This is a genomic window from Streptomyces sp. A0642, from assembly GCF_004795105.1.
Taxonomy (GTDB): domain Bacteria; phylum Actinomycetota; class Actinomycetes; order Streptomycetales; family Streptomycetaceae; genus Streptomyces.
Map to the genome: position 1 here is coordinate 1 of NZ_SSBL01000008.1, position 21,526 is coordinate 21,526.

A 21,526-nucleotide genomic window follows, 5' to 3' on the forward strand; every position below is an offset into this window, starting at 1 on the left:
TGGCACGCTGTTGAGTTCTCAAGGAACGGACGCTTCCTTTGTACTCACCCGCAGAACATCTTCTGGGGCTTTCCTCCGGGCGCTTCCCTTCGGTCTTGCGTTTCCGACTCTATCAGACTCTTTCGTGCCTGATTCCCGGTCGAAGCGGGTCTCACAATTCCGCCTTTCAGGAATTCGCTTTCGCGTTTCCCTTTCCGGCGGTCCAGACTCTATCAGGCCATTTCGCTTTCCCCGACCAGGACCCCCGCAGACATGCGGCTGCCCGATATCGGGTTAGGGTTTGGGCTTGATAGTCGCTGCCGACCCCCGACTCAACGTCGCGTTGGGGCCAGGCAGGAGTACGACAGTACAGGCTGCCGGGAGTCGAGGCAAATCGTTTCCGGTGCACCCCTAGGTCCTCGAACCACCAGGACTCGGGCGGAACCGTCACTTCTTATGACTTACTCTGCTGAGCAGTACGCCGTCCCCCTACAAGCCGCGGCGGCGCCATTGAAGCTCCACTCTGGGAGGCTCCCCCATGACCACTGTGACGTCCCCTCTTGCAGGGCGTGCCATCGGGCTCACTGCTGTACCCGACCCGGTCTTCTCCGGAGCGATGGTCGGTCCCGGAACCGCCATCGACCCCGTGCGTGAGCCGTCCGAGGCCGTCTCGCCGGTCGACGGAATCGTCGTCTCCCTTCACCCGCACGCCTTCGTGGTCGTCGACGGCGAGGGCCACGGGGTGCTGACCCACCTCGGCATCGACACGGTCCAGCTCAACGGCGAGGGCTTCGAGCTGCTCGTGAACAAGGGCGACACCGTCACGCGCGGCCAGGGCGTCGTCCGGTGGGACCCGGCCGCGGTCGAGGCTGCCGGCAAGTCGCCGGTGTGCCCCGTCGTGGCGCTCGAAGCGACCGCCGATTCGCTGTCCGACGTCATCGAGGACGGCGACGTGAAGGTCGGCGACGCACTCTTCGGTTGGCAGTAACGCGTTCGGCGCAGTGACAGCCGACTGGATAACCACCGCGGGGGCATCGCCCACCGCACGACCGGAGACGGGTGAAATGCAGACAACGCTGCGAGGCGTAGGCGTGAGCCACGGTGTGGCGATCGGCGAGGTACGGCACATGGGCACGGCAGTGCTCGAACCGCCGGCCAAGCAGATTCCGGCCGAGGAGGCCGAGCGCGAGCAGGGGCGGGCCCGGCAGGCCGTGGAGGCCGTGGCGGCCGACCTCATCGCGCGCGGCAACCTGGCCGGGGGTGAGGCCCAGCACGTGCTGGAGGCCCAGGCCATGATGGCGCAGGACCCCGAGCTCATGGCGGATGTGGACCGGCGCATCGCAGTCGGCAGTACCGCCGAGCGCGGTGTGTACGACGCGTTCGCTTCCTACCGCGCGCTGCTCGCCGGCGCGGGTGAGTACCTGGCCGGCCGTGTCGCCGACCTCGACGACGTACGCAACCGGATCGTGGCCCGCCTGCTCGGGGTGCCGATGCCGGGCGTGCCGGACAGCGATGAGCCGTATGTGCTGATCGCCCGTGACCTGGCTCCGGCCGACACGGCACTGCTCGACCCCGCTCTGGTCCTCGGCTTCGTCACCGAGGAAGGCGGCCCGACGAGTCACAGCGCCATTCTGGCGCGGGCGCTCGGTGTGCCCGCCGTCGTGGCGCTCCCCGGCGCCGGCGAACTGGCCGAGGGCACCGTGATCGCCGTGGACGGCAGCACCGGCGAGATCTTCGTCGAGCCGAGTGCCGAGAAGCAGGCGGAGCTGGAGAGCTCCGCCGCCGCCCGCAAGGCGGCGCTGTCGGCGTCCACCGGTCCGGGCGCGACGTCCGACGGACACCTCGTGCCGCTGCTCGCCAACGTCGGCGGGCCGGGCGACGTCCCGGCGGCCGTCGCCGCGGGCGCGGAGGGGGTGGGGCTCTTCCGTACCGAGTTCCTCTTCCTGGACGACAGCAAGCAGGCACCGTCCGAGGAGAAGCAGGTCGCCGCCTACCGCGCGGTGCTCGAGGCGTTCCCCGAAGGCCGGGTCGTGGTGCGGGTACTGGACGCCGGGGCCGACAAGCCCCTGGACTTCCTGACCCCGGCCGACGAGCCGAACCCGGCGCTCGGCGTGCGCGGGCTGCGCAGCCTGCTGGACCACCCCGACGTGCTGCGGACCCAGCTGACCGCTCTGGCGAAGGCGGCCGAAGGTCTCCCCGTCTACCTCGAGGTCATGGCCCCCATGGTCGCGGACCGCGCGGACGCCAAGGCGTTCGCCGACGCGTGCCGCGCCGCCGGGCTGCGGGCCAAGTTCGGCGCGATGGTGGAGATCCCGTCGGCCGCGCTGCGGGCGCGTTCGGTGCTGCAGGAGGTGGAGTTCCTGTCGCTGGGCACCAACGACCTGGCGCAGTACACCTTCGCCGCCGACCGTCAGGTGGGTGCGGTGTCCCGGCTCCAGGACCCGTGGCAGCCCGCACTGCTGGATCTGGTCGCGATGTCGGCCGATGCCGCCAAGGCCGAGGGCAAGAGCTGTGGTGTCTGTGGTGAGGCCGCCTCCGATCCGCTGCTCGCCTGTGTCCTGACCGGTCTGGGTGTCACCTCGCTGTCGATGGGCGCAGCGTCCATCCCCTATGTACGCAGCACGCTGGCGAAGTACACGCTCGCCCAGTGCGAGCGCGCGGCGGCTGCCGCACGTGCGGCGGACTCCGCCGAGGAGGCACGCGTGGCCGCGCAGGCGGTGCTGTCGGGCGAGTAGGACGCCCCGCACGACCTCGGCGTCGTGCGATGTGTGGTGAAGGGGCTTCCCGCCCGGGTCGGCGGGAAGCCCCTTCCGGCTGTCAGTGGTGCGCCTCCGGTTCGTCGGCGGCGATGTCGAAGCCTGCGCAGTACTCCACGCCCGATTCCGGAGAGACGGGTTCACCGGTGTCCGCGTCGGTGCAGTAGGCGCTGAACACCTCCCCCGCGGTGAGCGGGACGAGGCTGCCGCCGGTGAGGCGCCAGCCGTGGACCCGGTCCGCGATTCCCGGAGCGCTGGTCCGCAGGACGACTCCCCCCTGGCTTTCCAGCGCGATGCCGACGGCCAGCACGGTCACGAATTCGGCGCCTTCCCCCGAGTCGAGGTGCGCCGGTCCGGTGGTGTCTCGCTCGGTGTGCAGGGCGGCGAGCAGTTGCTCGTTCTCCGTGGGGGTGCTGCAGACCAGGTGGTGCGTGCCTGGGCCGGCGGCCTCCAGGGTGCGCAGCAGGAGGTGGGAGGCGCGGTCGAAGGCGGCGCGTCCGATGTCCTGCCCGCAGTCGGCGCAGTCCCCGAGCCCGGACAGGAGCATCGTGGCGTACTCCCAGGTGGCCTGCCTGACCGCTCGGGAGACCAGGAGCGGGACGAGGGTGTCGAGAGGTTGTCCGGTGTAGGCGACGGTCGCGCCGCAGGCCGCGACCTCCGCGGTGAACCGGCTGCGGCCGGAGGGGCTGTCGGGTGCGATTCCCGTCTCGGCGCAGAACTCCGCGTACTCCTCGGGGTCGAACAGAGCGACCGTCGTGTGCACGCCCTGTGCGGCGAGAGCCCTGAGCAGGCCTTCGACCTGCTGCAGATAGACGGAGTGGTCGTCGAAGGTGAAGGTGCGGTAGCGCCGCATCGCCGCGAAGTCCTGTTCATCGGTCAGGAGGCCGATGACGCTCGGTGCTTCGCGGCGCAGCGTGCGTCGCATCGTGGTGCTGGTCCTGCCGCGGACGGCCGACCGGTTGTTCCTGGTCTGCGCCATGATTCCCCCAGTGCGCTGTCGAACATTGCTCACTCAGCGTAACCACGGGCACTGACAGTGGCCTGGGTCAGCGGCGCTTGCGGGCCAGCTCCTCGTAGAAGTGGAGGAGTTCCAGATTGTCGATGGATCCGGGGTTGACGGCCTTGGCCAGGGCCGTTCCCTGGAGCAGGCGCTTGACCGGAACCTCGATGCGCTTTCCGGTGAGGGTGTGCGGGATGCCGGGGACCTCGATGACTTCGTCCGGGACGTGGCGCGGCGAGAGGTTCTCGCGGATGGTGCGCTTGATGCTGTCGCGGAGGGCGTCGTCGAGTGCGGCGCCTTCGGCGAGGTGGACGAACAGCGGCATCCAGTAGCCGCCGTCGGGTTCCTCCAGGCCGATGACGAGGGACTCGCGGATTTCGGGGAGGCGCTCGACGGCTTCGTAGATGTCCGCGGAGCCCATCCGGACGCCCTGCCGGTTGAGGGTGGAGTCGGAGCGGCCGTGGATGACGACGGATCCGCGGTCGGTGATCGTGATCCAGTCCCCGTGCCGCCACGTGCCGGGGTACGTCTCGAAGTAGCTGTCGCGGTAGCGGCTGCCGTCGGGGTCGTTCCAGAAGCGGATCGGCATGGACGGCATGGGGCGGGTGACGACGAGTTCGCCGACCTCGTCGGTCAGGGGCCGGCCTTCGGGGTCCCAGGACTGCAGGTCCGTGCCGAGGCAGGCGGCCTGGAGTTCACCGATGTGGACGGGGAGGGTCGGGACGGCGCCGGCGAAGCAGCTGCAGACGTCGGTGCCGCCGCTGACGGAGGCGATCCACAGGTCGTCGGCCACTTCGTCGTGGAGCCAGCGGAACCCGTCGGGCGGGAGCGGGGAGCCGGTGGTGGCGACGCACTGGATGCGGGAGAGGTCGAAGTCCCGGCCCGGGTGGACGTCGGCCTTGCGGCAGGCCATGACGTAGGCGGCGGAGGTGCCGAACAGGGTGGCGCCGGTCTGCTCCGCGACGCGCCACTGGGCGCTGACGTCCGGGAAGCCGGGGCTTCCGTCGTACAGCACGAGGGTGGTGCCGGTGAGGAGGCCGGAGACGAGGAAGTTCCACATCATCCAGCCGGTGGAGGTGTACCAGAAGAAGCGGTCCTCGGGGCCGAGGTCGCAGTGCAGGCCGATCTGCTTGAAGTGTTCGAGCAGGATGCCGCCCTGCGACTGGACGATGGCCTTCGGGAGGCCGGTCGTGCCGGAGGAGTAGAGGACCCACAGCGGGTGGTCGAAGGGGACCTGCTCGAAGACCGGTTCCGTGGCCGCTTCGGTGAGGGCGGACCAGTCGAGTGCGCCTTCGGGTGCGTCGGTGCCGAGCAGCGGGATGTGGACGACGGCGCGCAGGGTGGGGAGTTCGCGGCGCAGTTCGGCGACGGTGTCCGCGCGGTGGTGCTCCTTGCCTCCGTAGCGGTAGCCGTCGGCGGTGAACAGGACGACGGGTTCGACCTGTTGGAAGCGGTCGAGAACGCTGCGGGCGCCGAAGTCGGGGGCGCAGGAGGTCCAGACGCCGCCGACGGCCGCGGTGGCGAGGAACGCGACGACCGCCTGCGGGATGTTGGGGAGGTAGCCGCTGACGCGGTCGCCGGGGGTGACGCCGAGGGCGCGGAGTTCAGCGGCGAGCGAGCCGACCTGGTGGCGCAGCCGGGACCAGGAGACGGGCACCTGGGTATGGGTCTCGTCGACGTGGAGCAGAGCGGGGGCGTCGGCTCGAAGGGGGTCCTCGGCGGTGCGCAGCGCGTGCTCGGCGTAGTTGAGGGTGGCGCCCGGAAACCACTCCGCGCCGGGCATGGTGCGGTCGCCGATGACGGTCTCGTACGGGGCGGAGAACCGTACGTCGAACCATTCGGCGACGGCCTTCCAGAAGGTGTCGAGCTCGTCGACCGACCATCGGTGCAGGCTCGCGTAGCCGCCTTCGGCCGGGGCGCCGTGGTGCTCGGCCGCCCAGCTCTGGAAGCGGGTGACGGCCGCGGCCGCGATGCGGTCCGGGCCGGGCTGCCACAGGGGGGCTTCTTCGGCTGCTGAGGTCATGGGGCGGCTCCCTGGCTGTACGGGTACGCGGGGTGTGCGTGGGTCGCGCGCACGGGCTGGGGTGTGCGCGTGAGGCGGCTCCACGGACGATGCCATGTGATCGTCTTTCGCACCAGGGTTGCCCGCCCATGGTCGCGTGTCCCGGTATGTGGTCCCGGCACGTCCGGCCGGGCCCGGCTCGGCCGTACCCCTGGTGAACGGAAGTTGAACAGAACCCGTTGCCGCACCGGCTGGTGGCAGGGTGAACCGCATGGACGGTCGTGACCTGGTGCGCTCGGTGAAGTCGGTCGGTTCGATGCGGGGGCTGCGTACGGCCCGCTCGGTGTGGCGGCGGGCGCGGGCGGATGCGCGGGCGTTGCCTGCGCGCGGTCCGGAGCGGGCGCGGGTGCCGGGGGATCTGGCGGGTGCGGAGCCGGGGCCGGGCGGCGGCGTGGTGAGGTTCGCCCGGTCGGAGCTGCGGGTGCGGGTGGCCGCGGGCGGGGCGGTGTTCCTGGGGTGGGACGGCGCGGAGCCCTTGCCGTCGTACGCCTTGCCGGGGGACGCGCCGGACGCCGATCCGCGCGCCGTTCTGGAGCCGGACAAGGACGGCGGCTGGCAGGTGGTGTCGGAGCGGCTGACGGTGGTGGTGTCCCGGCTGGGGGCGGTGGAGCTGCGGACGCCGGGCGGGGTGGTGCTCCGGCGGCAGCTGCCGCCCCGGTGGTGGGAGCCGGTGGCGGGTGGGCCGGGGCGGTGGGTGCAGCGCTCCGAGGTCCCGGCGGACGCGCGGTTCTTCGGGCCCGGCGGGCGGGCGGCGGGACCACGGCTCAGGGACGGTGTGTACGCGCTGTGGAACAGCGGCCCGGGGTGCCGGCCCGGGTCCGGGGACGATGCGCGGTATCTGACGATGCCGGTGCAGATGGTCGTCTCGGACGCGGGGACGCATCTGGTGTTCCACGACAACTCCTGGGCGGGTCGGGTGGAGGTGCGGGAGGGCACGGAGGGGGCCGGTTCCGGCCATGACCGGCCGGGGGCGTCCGAGATGCGCGTCGAGGGGGGTCCGCTGCGCTGCTGGGTGGCCGTCGGCACGCCGGCCCGGGTTTTGCAGGCCTGGTCGGCCCTGACGGGCGCTCCGGCGGTGCCTCCGTCGTGGGCGCTGGGTCCGCAGCACGCCCGGTGCGGGTCCGGGAGCGAGCAGGAGGTGCGGCAGGTCGTCGCGGGTTACCGGGAGAGGGGGCTGCCGTTGTCCGCCCTCCATCCGGGGATCGACGGCTTCGAGGCCCGCCAGGAGGACCGGGAGCGGTTCCCCGGTCTGCCGGGGCTGGCGAAGGAGCTGCGCGAGGACGGGATGCGGCTCGTCTCGCTCGTGGACCCGGCGGTGGCGGCGGCCCCCGGGGACGCGGTCTTCGAGGCCGGTGCCGCGGTGGGGGCTTCGGGTGCGTTCGTCCGGGACGCCCGTGGGCGGACGGTGCGCGGGGAGGGGCGGACGGGTGAGTGCGTGTATCCGGACTTCACCGATCCTCAGGTCCGCGCGTGGTGGGGCGGGCTGTACGAGGAGCGGCTGGCGCAGGGGTTCTCCGGTGTCTGGCACGACATGGACGAGCCCGCGTCGTTCGCGGCGTCCGGTGAGGCGGCGCTGCCCCGTTCGGCGCGGCACTCGCTGGAAGGGCGCGGAGGCGATCACCGGGAGGCCCACAACGTGTACGGCCTCATGATGGCGCGGGCCGGATACGAGGGCCTGCTCCGGCTGCGGCCGGAGGAGCGCCCTTTCCTGGTCTCGGGGTCCGGGTGGGCGGGCACGCAGCGGTACGGGGGGATCCGGTCCGGTGATATGCCGCCCGGATGGCCCGGGCTGCGGGCCTCACTGGCGCTGGTGGTGGGCCTCGGGCTGTGCGGGGTGCCGTATGCGGGGCCGGATGTCGGCGGGTCCGGCGGTTCGCCGTCGCCCGAGCTCCGTCTGCGGTGGTTCCAGCTGGGGGCGTACCTTCCGCTGTTCCGGACCCGTGCGGGGATCGACGCGGGGTGGCGGGAACCGTGGGAGTGCGGCGCGCAGGTGCCGGCCGGTGTGCGGGAGGTGCTGGTGGAGCGGGAGCGGCTGCGCCCCTACTGGGTGACGCTGGCACACCTGGCCCGGCTGTCGGGGGCTCCGATGGTGCGTCCGCTGTGGTGGGCGGCGCCCGGCGACCGGGCCCTGCGGGAGTGCGAGGACGCTTTCCTGCTGGGTGACGCGCTGCTGGTGGCGCCGGTGCTGGAGCCGGGCGTCGGGGAGCGGCCGGTCCGTCTGCCGCCGGGGCGCTGGTACGACACGGTGAGCGGAGCGGTGTACGAGGGCCCGGGGCAGGTGGTCGTCGAGGCGCCGCTGTCGCGGGTGCCGGTGCTGGCGCGGGCCGGTTCGGTGATCCCGGTGCGGAGGGCGGACGGCGGGCTCGAACTGGAGGTGTGGGCTCCGGTGGAGGGGGCCGGCGGGGGCGGCTGGTTGGTCCGTGACCGGGGTGACGGCTGGGCGCCGACGGTGGTCGAGCGGTACACGACACGGCTGGTGGGCGGGCGGGTCGTGGTGGAGCGCGACGGCGAGGAGAGCCTGGTGGACGTTCCGCTCCGGATGCGGGGGGTCTGAGCGGGACGCGCCCCCGCGGTCCGCTCGGAGTCTCGTGCCGCCGGTCGCGGTCAGCGGTAGCGGCCGGCGAACCAGGAGCGGACCGCCTCGGTGTGGAGGGGGAAGGCGAGCGCTTCGGGGGCGCGCAGCACCCCGTATCCGGAGGTCTCGCCGGTCGGCACGGACGGCGGAAGCGTGGCGGCCGGCCGCGCGGGGAGCAGCCCGAACAGGAGCAGGTGTCCGTCGGTGTCGCTGAGGGCGTCGGCGAGCCGGACGTCGTCGCCGTCCGCCTCGATGCCGGTCTCCTCACGGAGTTCGCGTACGACGGCGTCTTTCCAGTCCTCGTCGTGGTCGATGAAGCCGCCGGGGAGGGCGGTGCCGCCGAGGCGGGGTTCGATGGTGCGGGTGACGACGACCAGTCCGGTGCCCTCGTCGTCGGTGACGGGAAGCAGGGCGACGGCGACCGGCAGCGGGTTGCGGTAGGCGGTGGCGCCGCAGGCGGGGCAGGTGCGGGGCCAGGTGTTCGGGGACGGCAGCGCTGTGTACGGCGCACCGCAACCGCCGCAGTGGGTGTGGGAGTCCTTCACGGCTTCTCCGTTCCTCGTCGGTTCACGCCCGCGTCCCGTGCCTGCCGGGCGGGCGGGCGGACACGCGCGGACTGTATCCGATCGTCCACCCGCGGCGGCCGGACTAGTGGACGATGTGCTCATGACACTTATGAGGTCCGTTTTCCGTTCGCTGGCAGCGAGTGCCGCCACTTCGCTCGCCGTCACCGTCGCCGCACCGGTGGCGCAGGCGAAGCCCGAGCCGAAGGCTCCCGCGGAGTTCGTCTCCCTGCGGGCGGTCGATCCCACGATCATCCAGGAGATGCGTTACGCCACCGCGCACGACTTCATGGGCGTCCCGGTGGACGGCTACCGCCAGTCGCTGTGCATCCTGACCCGGCCCGCGGCCGAGGCCCTGCACCGCGCCCAGGTCCGGCTGCTGGCGCAGGGGTACTCACTGAAGGTGTACGACTGCTACCGGCCCCAGCGGGCCGTCGATCACTTCGTGCGCTGGGCGAAGGACCTCGATGACGCGGCCATGAAGGGCGAGTTCTATCCGCGGGTCGACAAGACCCGCCTGTTCGCGGACGGTTACATCGCCGAGAAGTCCGGGCACAGCCGGGGAAGCACGGTGGACCTGACACTGGTGCGCCTGCCGGCCGTGCCGACCAGGCCGTACCGTCCGGGCGAGACGCTGGTGCCGTGCTACGCCCCGCAGGCCGACCGCTTCCCGGACAACTCGGTGGACATGGGGACCGGATACGACTGCTTCGACACCCTGTCGCACACCGACGACCCGCGGATCCAGGGCGTGCAGCGCGCCCACCGCCAGTTCCTCAAGAAGACGCTCACCGACGCCGGATTCGTCAATCTGGCCGAGGAGTGGTGGCATTACACATTCAAGCCGGAACTCTTCCCGGACACCTACTTCGACTTCCCGGTGGCCCGCAGGTCCGTCGCCGGCCACTGAGACCGCGTGATCCGGAGAGAGAACGAGCGGGCGGCCGGGACCACCCCCGTGGGTTCCGGCCGCCCGTTCTTCTTCTCGGACGCGGATCAGCCGTATCCGGTTGCCGGTTCAGCCACTACGGTGCCCGTATGCCCCAGCAGACGTTCGATTCGTACGAGGAATTCTGGCCCTATTACGTCGCGATGCACTCCCGGGCCGCGACCCGCTGGGTCCATCTGACCGGCACCCTCACCGGTCTCGCGATCACCGCCTACGGACTGGTGCGCGGCCGGAAGCGGTACGCGGCGGCCCTGCCGCTGATCGGGTACGGGACCGCCTGGCCCGCGCATTTCCTGATCGAGAGGAACAACCCGGCCACCTTCGGCCATCCCGCCTGGTCGCTGCGCGGGGACGCGCAGATGATCGGCATGATGCTGGCGGGGCGCGACCGGGAGCTCGCCGAGACCGCCGCCGAGTGGCTCGCCGACCACGGCTGACCGCGGCTCGCGGCCGGGGCTGTGCCGGGCCCCGGTGACGGGCGCATCCGCGGCCCGCGCGTCCCACGCCCGGTCGCCGCCGTCACCGGGACGGGACGACCGACCGCAGGCGCCGCTATGTGGTGGCCGGCTCGCGGAGCCGGTCCACGCGGGCCACCGCGTGTTCGACGACGGCCACCAGGACGTCCCGTACGGACGACCGGTCCCTGGCATCGCACATGAGTACCGGCACCTGCGGATCCAGATCCAGTGCCGCCTGCACCGTCTCGGCCGGGAACCGGTCGGCGCCCTCGAAACAGTTGACGGCGACGGCGAACGGGATGTCACGGCGCTCGAAGTAGTCGACCGCCGCGAAGCAGTCCTCCAGGCGACGCGTGTCCGCGAGGACCACCGCCCCCAGCGCGCCTTGGGCGAGTTCGTCCCAGAGGAACCAGAAGCGGTCCTGTCCGGGGGTTCCGAAGAGGTACAGCACCAGGTCCTCGCGCAGGGTGATCCGCCCGAAGTCCATCGCCACGGTCGTCGTGGTCTTCGCCTCGACGCCGTCCAGGTCGTCCACCGGACGTCCCGCCTCGCTCAGCCTCTCCTCCGTGCGCAGCGGCCTGATCTCGCTGACCGCGCCCACCAGGGTCGTCTTGCCCACGCCGAAGCCGCCCGCCACCAAAATCTTCAAGGTGACCGGCTCAACGGGCCGCCTGCTGCGGCTAGAGCGCCCGAAGGCCATTGATCACCTCGCGGAGAATGTTCACGTCCGGCAGCTCGGCCGGCGGAACGGGACGGGTTACGTGCACCAGCTCGTCCTCGACGAGATCACCGACCAGGACCCGGACCACCCCGACGGGGAGATCCAGCCCGGCCGCGAGCTCGGCGATCGACTGGGGCATGTCACTGCAGAGTTCGACGATCTCCACGTGTTCCGGGGAGAGCATCTGGTCCCTGCCGGGATCGTCGGCCGCGGGTTCCGGCATGACGATCGCGATCAGGTCGAGGCGGTGACGGGACGCGCTGCTGGTGCGTCCCCTGGTCATCGCGTACGGGCGGACGACCGGCCCCGCGTCGGCGTCGTACCAGCGCGAGGACTGCGGGTCGCCCGGGGCCCGAGGGGTGCGGGGGGTGTCGGCGCTCATCCCATCCACTCACCCTCCCGAGGACGTACCGGTCGTCCGGGGGGCGTTGGCCAGGTGGGCCCCCACGCGCTTGACCATCAGGGTCATCTCGTACGCCACCTGCCCGACGTCCGAGTCGGAATCGGCCAGCACGGCGAGGCAGCTGCCGTCGCCGGCCGCGGTGACGAACAGGAACGCCTCGTCGAGCTCGACGACGGTCTGGCGGACCCGGCCGGCGTCGAAGTGGCGGCCGACCCCCTTGGCGAGGCTGTGGAATCCGGAGGCGACAGCCGCCAGGTGTTCGCCGTCCTCCCTGGTCAGGTCCTTGGACGCGCCGGTCGGGAGGCCGTCGCTGGAAAGGACCAGCGCCTTGCGGATGCTGGCGACGCGCTCGACGAGTTCGTCGAGGAGCCAGTTGAGTTCACCCGACCCCTGACGTGCGGAGTTGAGTGCTGCGGCGTTCGGTGCGGTCATGGACCGTCCCCTCCCGGAGTGGTTCCTTGTGCTGTGTCGCCGGGGCCGGTCACGTCCTCGGCGTTCTGCAGGCGGCCGCGCTGCCAGCCGCGCTGGAGCGAGGCCATGCGGTTGCGTACCTCGTCGGCGTCCCGCTCGATGTCCTCGGCGCTCTCCACCCGGTCCGGCCCGGCGTCGTCCAGAGCGTCGCGGAGCTGGGGGGCGAGGCTGGCCTGCCGGACCCGGCGGGGCAGTCCGCCCACGGTGTCGGGGGCGGCCGGCGGTGAGGGGACGGCTGACGTGGATGACCGGGGCGCCGGGACCGACGGCGTGCCGGGCGGGGCTTCGGCGGGCTTCCGGAATCCGGCGGGGCGGCGCCGCTCCTCGTGCGGAACGGGGCCGGTGGCCTGGCGCCGGGCCGGGGTGCGCGCCGCCTCGGGCTCGGCCGACGTGGGGTGGGCGCGGCCGTCCGGGTCGACGCGGCGGCCCCGGTCGGTGACCAGCGTCGGCGGCGTGCGGCGGGGCAGCGGGCGGATGCCGTCGGGGCGCAGGGCCCGCACGCCTTCGGGCTGCGCCGTACGGTCGGCGGCCTGCTGGTGCTGCTCGCGGTCGCCGTCGCGCCGGAGCTCGCGGGCGCGGAAGATGCCCCCGCGTTCGCTCTCGGTGTCGTCGAGGTCGGCGACTCCGTCCAGTACGGGATCCAGGCCCCGGCCGGCGACGGCTTCGATGAGGGGGTCGCGCTCGAAGTCCAGGACCCCGTCCGGCCCTTCGAGCTCCACCGGACCGTCCAGGAGGGCCGGGTCCGCCAGCCCGCTGGGGACCGGTGACAGGCCGCCCGCCCGGTCCGGCGGGCGGGTGGCGGCGAGGCTGCGGTCCGACGCTGCCTGGCCCCGGTCCTGCCGCGGGTCGCTGCCCGGCCTGCTGCTGGCGATGGCCTTCTCGGACCTGCGGTCGAGACGGAATCCGGTGCCGTGCGAGTCCGGGGCGTCGGTGAGCAGCGCCGCCGGAATGAAGACGACGGCGGTGGTCCCTCCGTACGGGGACGTCTGGAGGGACACGCGGACGTTCTGCCGCTGGGCCAGCCGGCTGACGACGAAGAGGCCCAGCCGGTCGGTGTCGGACAGCTCGAACTCCGGGGTCTCGGCGAGCCGGAGGTTGGCGTCCAGGAGCACTTCCGGGGGCATCCCGAGGCCGCGGTCGTGAATTTCGAGGGTGAAGCCGTTGGCGACCTGTTCGCCGTGCACCTGGACCGCTGTGTGCGGGGGCGAGAACACCGTGGCGTTCTCCAGGAGTTCGGCGATGAGATGGGTGAGGTCGGCGACCGCGGGGCCGCCCACGCCGATCCGCGGGAGCCTGCGGACCTCGATCCGTTCGTAGTCCTCGACCTCGGCGACGGCGGCGCGCACCACGTCCATGAGCTGGATGGGCTTGCGCCACTGCCGGGAAGGAGCGGCTCCGGAGAGGATCACCAGCCCCTCGGCGTGGCGCCGCATCCGGGTGGTGAGGTGGTCGAGGCGGAACAGGTCGGCGAGTTCGTCGGTGTTCTCGGTGCGGCGCTCCATCGTGTCCAGAAGGGTCAGCTGACGATGGAGCAGCACCTGGTTGCGGCGGGCCAGGTTGACGAACACCTCGGAGACGCCGCGTCGCATGTCCGCCTGCTTGACGGCCGCCTCGACCGCGGCCCGTTGCAGCGTGTTGAGCGCCTGTCCGACCTGGCCGATCTCGTCGCGTTCGTACTGGAGGTGCGGGGACTCGGTCTCGACGTCGACGTGTTCGCCGGCTGCGAGGCGGCGCATCACGCTCGGCAGCCGTACTCCGGAGACCTCATGGGCGTCCTTGCGCAGCCGGGAGAGGTCGCGGACGAGCTCACGGCCGATGCGTACGGACACGAAGACGGAGACGAGCAGGGCCAGGAATCCGAGCACACCGGCGACGCCCGCCTTGATCAGGACGCCGTAGCCGGCGGGCCTGCCCCGGTCCTGGAAGCGGTTGTTCATCTCGGTCGAGTCGTTGGCCAGCCGGTCCAGGACGGGCGGGGCCACCTCCTGCCAGCGGGCGGCGTCCACGGCGCGCGAGTCGCGGGTGGGCCCCTGGGCGAGGAGTCTGTCCTCGGCGGTGCGCAGTGGTTCGCTGTCGGGGCCGGACCAGTACCGCTCCACGCGCCGGCGCTCGGAGGCGGGGAGCACCTGGAGGTTGATCTCGTACAGCAGTTTCCGGTTGGCCACGAGGTCGGAGACCTGGCGGAGTTCGGGAGCGGAGAACCGTCCCGCCAGGAGTCCGGAGGCGACCAGCGCGTCTTCCCTGGAGAGCATCTCGCGGGCGCGTGAGACACCGGCCAGCGCACGGACCTGCTTGTCCATGGACACGTTCTCCATCGTGTGGAGGCCGGTCAGGAAGCGGTAGCAGGGGTCGATGAGGCGGTTGTAGTAGTCCATGGCCCTGGCCCGGCCGATGGTGCGCCGGTCGACGGAGCCGCGGAGGGCGTCGAGTTCCTCGACCGCTCCGAGGATCGAGCTGAGCTGGGTCTCGGCGTCGGGGCGCAGGGCGTCGCGGATGTCCTTCTGCTGCGCGCTGGAGGTCACGCGCGCGACGACGCGGTCGGTGACCGCGCGCTGTGTGCGCAGGAGGGGCAGGGCGTCGGAGGCCCGCGGGTCGGCGAGGAAGACGAGGGTCTGGCGGCGCTCGTTCTGAACGGCCCTGACCGTCTCCTCCAAGGGGTGGCCGACCTTCTCCACGATCGTGCTCGCGCTCAGCAGCTGTCCGGCCTCGCGCCCGGTCAGATAGGTGGCGAAGCCCCAGAGCGCGGTGAGGGAGACGAGCGGCACCAGAAGCAACGCCACGATCTTCCTGCGGATGGACTTTCCGCGAAAGCGCATGGCCTCCCCCAGCTCCGCCCCGCCGGGCGGGGATGGTGTTCCGTCAACAAACGGCGCGAGCCTACTACCGACCCACAGACAACTCGAAGGCGTGTCCGGGCGATTTTCGGCCGCCCTGCTGGGAGTTGACCATGAGATGTACCGGTATTCCGGGAGATGAAATTCGCGAATGCGACAGAAGACGCCGATCAGAGCGGCATATTCCTTGCCTTGCCGGTTGGCTGGAAGTCTTCGTTCCGTGCCGGACGAGGGAACGGCAAAGGAATCTTCACCGTCCGGCGTTCGTCTGTCTGTACGGGGGCAGGAGAGCCTCAGGAGTGCACTGGGGCGGGACGGCACGGTCCGTCCGCGTAGAAAGGGTGCATGCGGGGCAGCAACCCTGAAGTCGGACAGCGGTGGGGAGTTGAGAGTCGTTGGACACGCAGGAGCGTCACTCGGCGGTGGAGGTGCCGCGGGCCCGGACGGCTGAGGAGGCGCGCACCGCGGCTCCGACCACGCGGGACGGGCCCCGGATGCCGCCGCAGCCGCTCTGGGTCGAGGAGCCCGCCACCCGCCGGCGGATGCCGGATCCGGTGCGCAGAGCAGCGGTGCGGGCCGTACTCATCACGTCGTTGACCCTCATCCAGGCGATGGTCGCCTTCCTGACCGAGGTGACGGGTTCCTGGCTGGCCTTCCCGACGATGCTCAGCAGTGTGGGCAGCACGGTGATCGCGACGTGGTCGGTGCTGGACGTGTGGGTCACCCGGCAGGTGTGGAACCAGCGCAACGGCGTGGTGTCGGTGCCCAGCAGTTCGGCCCGGCGGCTGCGCCGCGAGCGGCGTATGGCGCGACGGGCGGCGCGGGCTGCCGAGCGGGACGGCGCACGGATACGCCGGGACGCGGGCCGCCGCCGCCTCTCCCGCGCCTGACCCGTGCCTCGCCCGCTCCGCTACGGGGCTGTGCCGGGCTCCGCCGTCCGGCGGTGCGCGTCCTCGGTCCGGGCCGCCGGTACGTCCGGCACCGGTGCGGACCGCTTGAACATCCGGGTGGCCGTGATCTCTCCGTGCACCGTCTCGCTGCCCGGGTCCTGCTTCGGCAGTCCGGGGCGCAGGTGCTCCTCGACGCTGATGTACTTCAGCCCGGCCCTGAGGTCGGCGTCGTTGCGCAACCTGATCACCAGCGGGAATTCGGCCAGCGCCGTCGTGTCGAAGAGTCCCGTGGTGTACAGCAGCTGAACGCCCAGCGCGTCCGCGACCGCGCGCTGGAGTTCCAGCAGATACGTGGCGTTGGCGCGGCCGATGGGGTTGTCGAGGAACAGCGTCCCCGCGTGGCGGTGCTGGTGCCGGTCCCGGCCGCGGTCATTGCTCCGCAGGGCGGCCATCGTGCAGTAGAGGGCGATGGCGGCGGTGAGCAGCTGACCGCCGGAGAAGACGTCGCCCATCTGCCCGACCGGCACCCGCTCGGCGCGCAGCACCGCGTCGGGCTTGAGGATCTCGACGGCGATGCCACGGGGCTCCAGCGCCGCCTGCACACCGCGCAGCAGCAGGGACATCCCGTCGCGCCGCAGGTCGGAGTTCTTCTTCAGGGCCGCCTTGGTGGCCTCGTCGATGACCTCGCCGAGGCGTTCGGTGAGGGTGGCCTGGTCGGGCTCCTCGAAGCGGATCCGCAGGAACTCCTGGCCGGACCACTCCCCCAGGCCCTCGGGGAGCCGGGAGAGCCGCTGGGCGGAGCGGAGGGTGGTGAGCGCGGAGTCCACCAGGCCGCGCAGCCGGTCGACGATGGAGTCGCGGTTGCGTTCCAGCTGGGCCAGTTCGTCGGTGAGGACCCGCAGCCGGGGTGCGAACGCCGTCGCCCACTTCTGCGCGTGCTCGGGGAGCGCGGCGGCCGGGAGTTCGCGGATCTGCTGGCGGGCCGGGGTGCGGACCTGTTCGTAGCGGGTGGAGTTGGCGTGCCGGACGAGTACGTCGCTCGCCTCCCGTACGGCCGCTTCCGCGGTGGACAGGTCGGTGGTGCAGCCGCGCAGGGAACGGCGGGCCTCGGCCGCGGACTGCCGGGCCTCCTCCAGGCTGCCGGGGTACGGCTCGGGGGTCTCGGCGTCGTCCTCGGCGCCGTGGTCGCGCAGGAGGTCGCGCAGCAGGGCCGCGGTCTCGTCGAAGCCGCCTGCCGAGTCCTCGGCGGTGCGGTGGGCGTGGAGCAGCTCGGCGTGGGCGGCGCGGGCGGTGTCCAGGGCCGCGGTCGCGGCGGCGAGTTCGGCCGTCGCGGTGCGCAGGAGCGCCTGGGCCTGTTCGGCGTCGGCGGGGACCTGGTCGTCCGGGAGTTCGGTGTGCAGGCTCTCGCCGTGGGCGGGGGCGAGCCGCTCGGCCTCGCCGCGCAGGCGGCCGAGCTGCTCGCTGGCGGCCGAGGCGCGCGTCTCCAGGAGCTGGACGAGTGATTCGGCGCGGGCGGCGGCGGCCTGCCGGGAGGGGCCGTCGGCGCCGTCCGTGCCTTCCAGGAGCTGGGCGGCCCGGGTGCGGACCTTGTTGGTGAGCCGGTCGAGCTCGGCCAGCGCGGCGCTCTCGTCGCTTTCGGCGCGGGCCTGTTCGGCGCGCAGGTCGGCGCCGACGCCGACCTTCTCGTACAGCTGGGAGGCCGCCCGGTACGCCTCGCGCAGGGCGGGCAGGGTGTGCCGCTGGGCGTCCGGCCCGGGCTCGGGGAGGTGTTCGGGGGCGCCGGCGATCTCGGCACGCTCGGCGCGCAGGGCGCGTGCGGTGCGGCGGGCGTCGTCGGCCGCGCGCTGGGCGGCCCTGCGGTCCTCGTCGGCTGCCCGGGCCCGTTCCAGACAGACGGTGGCACGGGCTTCGGACTCGGCCGCCTCGTCGACCAGTTCGCGCAGCTTCGCCTGCCAGCCCGCCCTTTCGCGGAGCCGGAAGGCGAGTCCGGCGAGCGCGTCGGCGGCGCGGCGGGCGCGCTGGGCTGCCTCCTGGCGTTCGTCGCGGACGCGCGCGGTGTCCGCCGCCGCCTCGTCGGCCTCGGCCCGGGCGGTGCGGGCCTCGGCGAGAGCGGCCTCGGCCGTCTCGGCGGCCGTGCGGGCCGTGCGGGCGGCTTCCGCGAGTTCGGTGAGCCTGCCGGGCGGGCAGTCCGCACGCCAGGAGCCGATCCGGGCGGCGAGCGAGCGGTCCGCCGCGAGGCGGGCTGCCAGGGTGCGGATGTCCTCGTCGCGGGCCGCGGTCCGGCTCCTGAGCGCCTGCCGTTCCTCGTCCGCGGCGTGCTCGTCGTGCATCGCCGGGTTCGGCGGGACGAGGAAGACCCCGGCGGTGCTCGCGGCGGATCCGGCTACGTGGTCGGGGACGGGGGCGAGCAGCGCGGCGGCGGTGCCCACGGCGACGGCGGAGCGCGGCAGCAGGGCGGCGGCGCCGAGGACCTCACGGGCTCGGGCGTGCGCGTCCGGATCGGTGATGACGACGCCGTCGACGAGTTCGGGGCGGGCGGCGAGCACGGCCGCGTGGTCGGCGGGGTCGACGGCCTGGGCGAGGTAGCGCCAGCCGGGCAGCGCGGGGATGCCGTGCTCGCCGAGGTATTCGACGGTGGCGAGCACATCGGGCCCCGGCGGCAGCAGTCCGCCGTCGCCGAGCGCGCCCAGGATGCGCGAGTCGTCCGCGGCCGCGGTGCGCAGCTCGAAGAGACGACGCTCGGCCGCGGCCACGCCCTGGTCGAGGAGCTCCCGCAGCTCGTCCGCGTTCCGGTCGAACTCGTCTGCGGTGAGGGGCTGTTCGGCGGACCCGGGCAACGCGGCGGTCCGAGCTCCGTGGCCGGCCGGCCCGGACTCGGCGCCGGAACCCTCCCGGGCCTCGCCGTGCCGCTCGTCCTCCGCTCCGTCCTGAGCGCCCTGGCGCGGCCGGGGGACGCCGCCGGTGGTGGGCAGGCCCAGGAGGTCGGCGAGGCGGTGGTCGGCGGCGATGGACTCGGCGGCCCTGAGCTCGGCCTCGTAGGCCTGCTCGGCCGCGCGAGCGCCGTCGGCGGCCCGCGCGGCGGCGAGTTCGGCCCGGCTCTCGGCGGCGGCGGCCTGCCTGGACCGGTCCGACGCGGCCCCCGCGGCCTCGCGGGCGGCGTCCCAGGCGGCCACGGCGGTCTGCTCGGCATCGTTCGCGGCGAGCGCGGCGCGGGCGGGGTCCGCGTGGGGTGCGGTGTCGTCGAGCCAGCCCGCGCGGACCGCTTCGGCGGTCTCCTGCTCCACCTCGGCGAGGCGCTGGCGCAGATGGCCGGCCTCGCTGCGGGCGCGTTGGGCCTCGGTGGCGGCGGTGGTGGCGTCCCGGTGGGCGGCCTCGCCCGCGCTCTGGAGCGCGTCGGAGCGCTCTTCCTCCTCGTTGGCCAGGTTCTCGCCCGCTTCGGCGGCGGTGTGCAGGGCCCGTACGAGATCGGCCGCGGCGGTGGCGCGGGCCGCCAGGGCCGGTGCGGCGTCGCGCTCGGCCTCGCGGATGGCGACGGCGACACGGGCGGAACGGTCCGCGGCGGCGCGGTGGCGGAGCACGGCCTCGGCGGCCTGCCAGGCGGCGTGCAGGGTGCGGGCGTCGCCCAGTTCCCGGCGCTGCGCCGCCGCGCTCTTCTCGGCCGCGGCCAGGGCCAGCGAGGCGTGCCGGTAGGCGAGTTCGGCGGCGATGAGGGCGCTGCGGCCTCGGGCCTCCTCGGCTGCGGTGACCGCGTGGGCGGCGCCGGTGACCTGCTGGGCGAGCTCCCCGGTCCGGCCGCGCTCCACGCCGGCGCGGGCGGAGAGCCTGCGGGCCAGGGTGCGGGTGCGGCGTTCGGCGCCGGCGTGGATGTCCCGGGTCCTGGCGCGGACTTCGGCGGCTTCCACGATGCGGCCGAGCAGGTCGACCGAGCCCGCGGTGAAGTCGCGCTCGGCGGTGAGCTCGGCGCGGCGGCCCAGCTTGTTGCCGAAGCCGCTGACGAGGTCGGCGAGTCCGTCGGTGTCGCGGGTGTCGGTGACGGCGCGCAGCAGCAGGTCGGTGAAGTCGGAGTCCTTCTTGACCGCGAAGAGTCCGGCCGCTTCGCCCTCGTCGGCGTTCATCTCGCGCTGGTAGCGGAAGAGTTCGGGGTCCAGGCCGAGCTCGCCGAGGTGCTCGTTCCAGCGGTCGTGGATCTCTTCCCAGTGCACGTCGAGGTGCTGGTAGAACTTGCCCGCCTCGGTGAGCGCGTCACGGAAGCCCTTCATGGTGCGGCGCCTGCCGCGGGCGCCGGAGACGCCTTCGGTGGTACGGCCGACGGAGGTGGCCTCGGCGACGGGCAGCGAGTCGAGGCTGAGCCCGGGGCCGGGGCGGAAGGAGTACCAGGCCTCGGCGAACTTCCGCGGGTCGTTGGACACCTGGCGTCCGCGCCATTCGCTGACCTTGCCGACGACCACGCATGCGCCGGTCAGTGTGTGCTGCCACTCCAGCGCGACGTGTCCGCAGTCCTCCGCGAGCAGGAACTTGCGCAGCACGCCGGAGCTGGCGCCGCCCAGGGTGTTGCGGTGACCGGGCAGCATCACCGAGAAGATCAGCTTGAGCAGGACGGACTTGCCGCCGCCGTTCTCCAGGAAGAGCACTCCGGCGGGCGCGGGCCTGCGCGGCGGTCCGACCGGCTCGTCCTCGAAGAACTCCGCCTGCGCGGGCGCGGGGTGGGGCACGGGCTCGCCGACGCCGCGCAGGTCGAGCACGGTGTCGGCGTAGCGCGCGCCGGCAGGCCCGATGGAGTAGAGGCGGACCCGGGACAGCTCGTACATGGCGGCGGACTCTCGTCGTTCAGGCAGCGGGGGGGGGGAGACGTCGGTGGGGCGGGCGGCCCCGGTGATGGGGGCGGGTCAGCTGTGGAACGGCAGGCCGGCGCCGGCCGCCAGCTCCAGGCCGTCGGGGTCGGGTGGCGGCAGCAGGGTGGCCGAACCGTCGCTGACCGGCACCACGCCGAGCTCCAGGAGCTCGGCCAGGGCGGCGCTTCCCGCCATGTCGCGGACCTGGAGCTGGTAGCGGGCGGTGGTGCGGAAGGCGCCTCCGGCGTCGTCGCCGGTGCGTTGGAGGAAGCCGGATTCGGTGAGGAAGGCCACGGCCTTGCCGACGATGCCGGTGGTGGATCCGGCCAGCCGCCGGGCGTCCTTCGTCGCTCCGGTGGCGCTGCGCCGGGAGTAGATCCGCCAGCCCGCCTCCAGGCCGGGGGCCTCGCTGGCCGGGTCGGTGTTGTCTCCCTGTTCCTCCGCGCGTTCCTCCAGGCGGTGGCAAGCCTGGCGTACGAAGGCGTCGACACCGTTGACCGTGATGCGGCCGATGTACGCGTCGTCGGCGAGGTCCTCGGGGCGCGGGAAGGCCATCGCGGCGACGGCGAGGTGGGCGAGGCCGTGCAGGAAGCGGTCGGCGGAGTCCGGGGAGGCCCGCCGGGCGTAGTCGCCCATGCGCACGGCGAAAACCGAGTCCTCGCCCGCCGTGACGGCCATCCCCGCCCGGGTGGACACCTCCAGGACGACGAGGCCGAGGCCGGTGGCCACGGCGTCGGCGAGCCGGGCGAAGGCCGGATCCTCCCGGTAGCGGCGGAGCAGTTCGGCGTACTCGGCGTCGCGGGCGGGCAGCAGCTTGGGCTGGAGCCCGAAGGCGACGAGCCGGGAGGCGTCCGCCGCGTCGGCCGGGGTGACGGCGGCGGAGGCAGCGGGCGCCGCGGGCCGCTCGGCCGGATACGCCGGCGCCGCCCGGTCGGCCTGGGGCTCGGCCGGGTCGCTCCACGCGTCGGCGTGCTCTGCGCGGTGGTCGCTCACGACGGTCGCTCCTCGTTGCGGAAGGTCTTCGGTACGGGGC

The 21,526-nt window shown here is 73.0% G+C and carries 15 protein-coding genes; 6 read left to right on the forward strand and 9 right to left on the reverse strand.

The genetic code is table 11. The annotated features are described in order from the left end of the window. The first annotated feature begins 517 nt into the window (after positions 1–517). Positions 518–967, forward strand: a complete 450-nt coding sequence (locus tag E6R60_RS16655) for a PTS glucose transporter subunit IIA (protein WP_136327355.1) — start codon at positions 518–520, stop codon at positions 965–967. 76 nt (positions 968–1,043) lie between these two features. Further along, the gene (gene ptsP / locus E6R60_RS16660; RefSeq protein ID WP_136327356.1) at positions 1,044–2,714 is read left to right on the forward strand and encodes a phosphoenolpyruvate--protein phosphotransferase; all 1,671 of its coding nucleotides are present in this window, start codon (positions 1,044–1,046) and stop codon (positions 2,712–2,714) included. A gap of 82 nt (positions 2,715–2,796) precedes the next feature. On the opposite strand, the gene E6R60_RS16665 is transcribed toward ptsP, so the two are convergent. Then, positions 2,797–3,714 (reverse strand): hypothetical protein, encoded by a 918-nt coding sequence (locus E6R60_RS16665; protein WP_136327357.1) that lies wholly within the window; start codon positions 3,712–3,714, stop codon positions 2,797–2,799. A 67-nt stretch (positions 3,715–3,781) separates the two neighbouring features. Next, the gene (locus E6R60_RS16670) at positions 3,782–5,758 is read right to left on the reverse strand and encodes an acetoacetate--CoA ligase (RefSeq protein WP_136327358.1); all 1,977 of its coding nucleotides are present in this window, start codon (positions 5,756–5,758) and stop codon (positions 3,782–3,784) included. 250 nt (positions 5,759–6,008) lie between these two features. Between E6R60_RS16670 and E6R60_RS16675 the strand changes: the two genes are divergently transcribed. Then, positions 6,009–8,351 (forward strand): glycoside hydrolase family 31 protein, encoded by a 2,343-nt coding sequence (locus E6R60_RS16675; protein ID WP_136327359.1) that lies wholly within the window; start codon positions 6,009–6,011, stop codon positions 8,349–8,351. Positions 8,352–8,401: 50 nt separating this feature from the next. Here E6R60_RS16675 and E6R60_RS16680 read toward each other — a convergent pair whose 3' ends face one another. Continuing rightward, the gene (locus tag E6R60_RS16680; protein ID WP_240802601.1) at positions 8,402–8,917 is read right to left on the reverse strand and encodes an NUDIX domain-containing protein; all 516 of its coding nucleotides are present in this window, start codon (positions 8,915–8,917) and stop codon (positions 8,402–8,404) included. 121 nt (positions 8,918–9,038) lie between these two features. Here E6R60_RS16680 and E6R60_RS16685 point away from each other — a divergent pair, with 121 nt between their 5' ends. Together E6R60_RS16685 and E6R60_RS16690 are read left to right on the forward strand one after the other, a co-directional pair. Continuing rightward, positions 9,039–9,845 carry a M15 family metallopeptidase gene (locus tag E6R60_RS16685; protein ID WP_136327361.1) on the forward strand — a complete coding sequence of 269 codons (807 nt, stop codon included), beginning with the start codon at positions 9,039–9,041 and terminating at the stop codon, positions 9,843–9,845. Between the two features lie 128 nt (positions 9,846–9,973). After that, positions 9,974–10,321, forward strand: coding sequence for a DUF962 domain-containing protein (locus E6R60_RS16690; protein ID WP_136327362.1), 348 nt, complete (start codon positions 9,974–9,976; stop codon positions 10,319–10,321). Between the two features lie 115 nt (positions 10,322–10,436). Here E6R60_RS16690 and E6R60_RS16695 read toward each other — a convergent pair whose 3' ends face one another. The 4 genes from E6R60_RS16695 to E6R60_RS16710 are packed head-to-tail and all read right to left on the reverse strand — an operon-like array spanning position 10,437 to position 14,753. Continuing rightward, positions 10,437–11,042 carry an ATP/GTP-binding protein gene (locus E6R60_RS16695; protein ID WP_136327363.1) on the reverse strand — a complete coding sequence of 202 codons (606 nt, stop codon included), beginning with the start codon at positions 11,040–11,042 and terminating at the stop codon, positions 10,437–10,439. Further along, on the reverse strand, positions 11,023–11,445 hold the full coding sequence (locus E6R60_RS16700) for a DUF742 domain-containing protein (protein WP_136327364.1): 423 nt from the start codon (positions 11,443–11,445) through the stop codon (positions 11,023–11,025). Before E6R60_RS16700 ends, E6R60_RS16695 begins: the two co-directional genes overlap by 20 nt. Positions 11,446–11,454: 9 nt before the next feature. Then, positions 11,455–11,898 (reverse strand): roadblock/LC7 domain-containing protein, encoded by a 444-nt coding sequence (locus E6R60_RS16705; protein WP_136327365.1) that lies wholly within the window; start codon positions 11,896–11,898, stop codon positions 11,455–11,457. After that, positions 11,895–14,753, reverse strand: coding sequence for a nitrate- and nitrite sensing domain-containing protein (locus E6R60_RS16710; RefSeq protein ID WP_168713628.1), 2,859 nt, complete (start codon positions 14,751–14,753; stop codon positions 11,895–11,897). The genes E6R60_RS16705 and E6R60_RS16710 overlap by 4 nt, the downstream gene beginning before the upstream one ends. 512 nt (positions 14,754–15,265) lie before the next feature. On the opposite strand from E6R60_RS16710, the gene E6R60_RS16715 reads away from it, so the two are divergent. Then, positions 15,266–15,661, forward strand: a complete 396-nt coding sequence (locus E6R60_RS16715; RefSeq protein ID WP_136327545.1) for a hypothetical protein — start codon at positions 15,266–15,268, stop codon at positions 15,659–15,661. Positions 15,662–15,681: 20 nt separating this feature from the next. Here E6R60_RS16715 and E6R60_RS16720 read toward each other — a convergent pair whose 3' ends face one another. Beyond that, positions 15,682–20,469 (reverse strand): hypothetical protein, encoded by a 4,788-nt coding sequence (locus tag E6R60_RS16720; protein ID WP_136327366.1) that lies wholly within the window; start codon positions 20,467–20,469, stop codon positions 15,682–15,684. A 78-nt stretch (positions 20,470–20,547) separates the two neighbouring features. Then, entirely contained in the window at positions 20,548–21,486 is a 939-nt protein-coding gene (locus tag E6R60_RS16725) for a hypothetical protein (protein ID WP_136327367.1), read from the reverse strand. Positions 21,487–21,526: the final 40 nt, after the last annotated feature.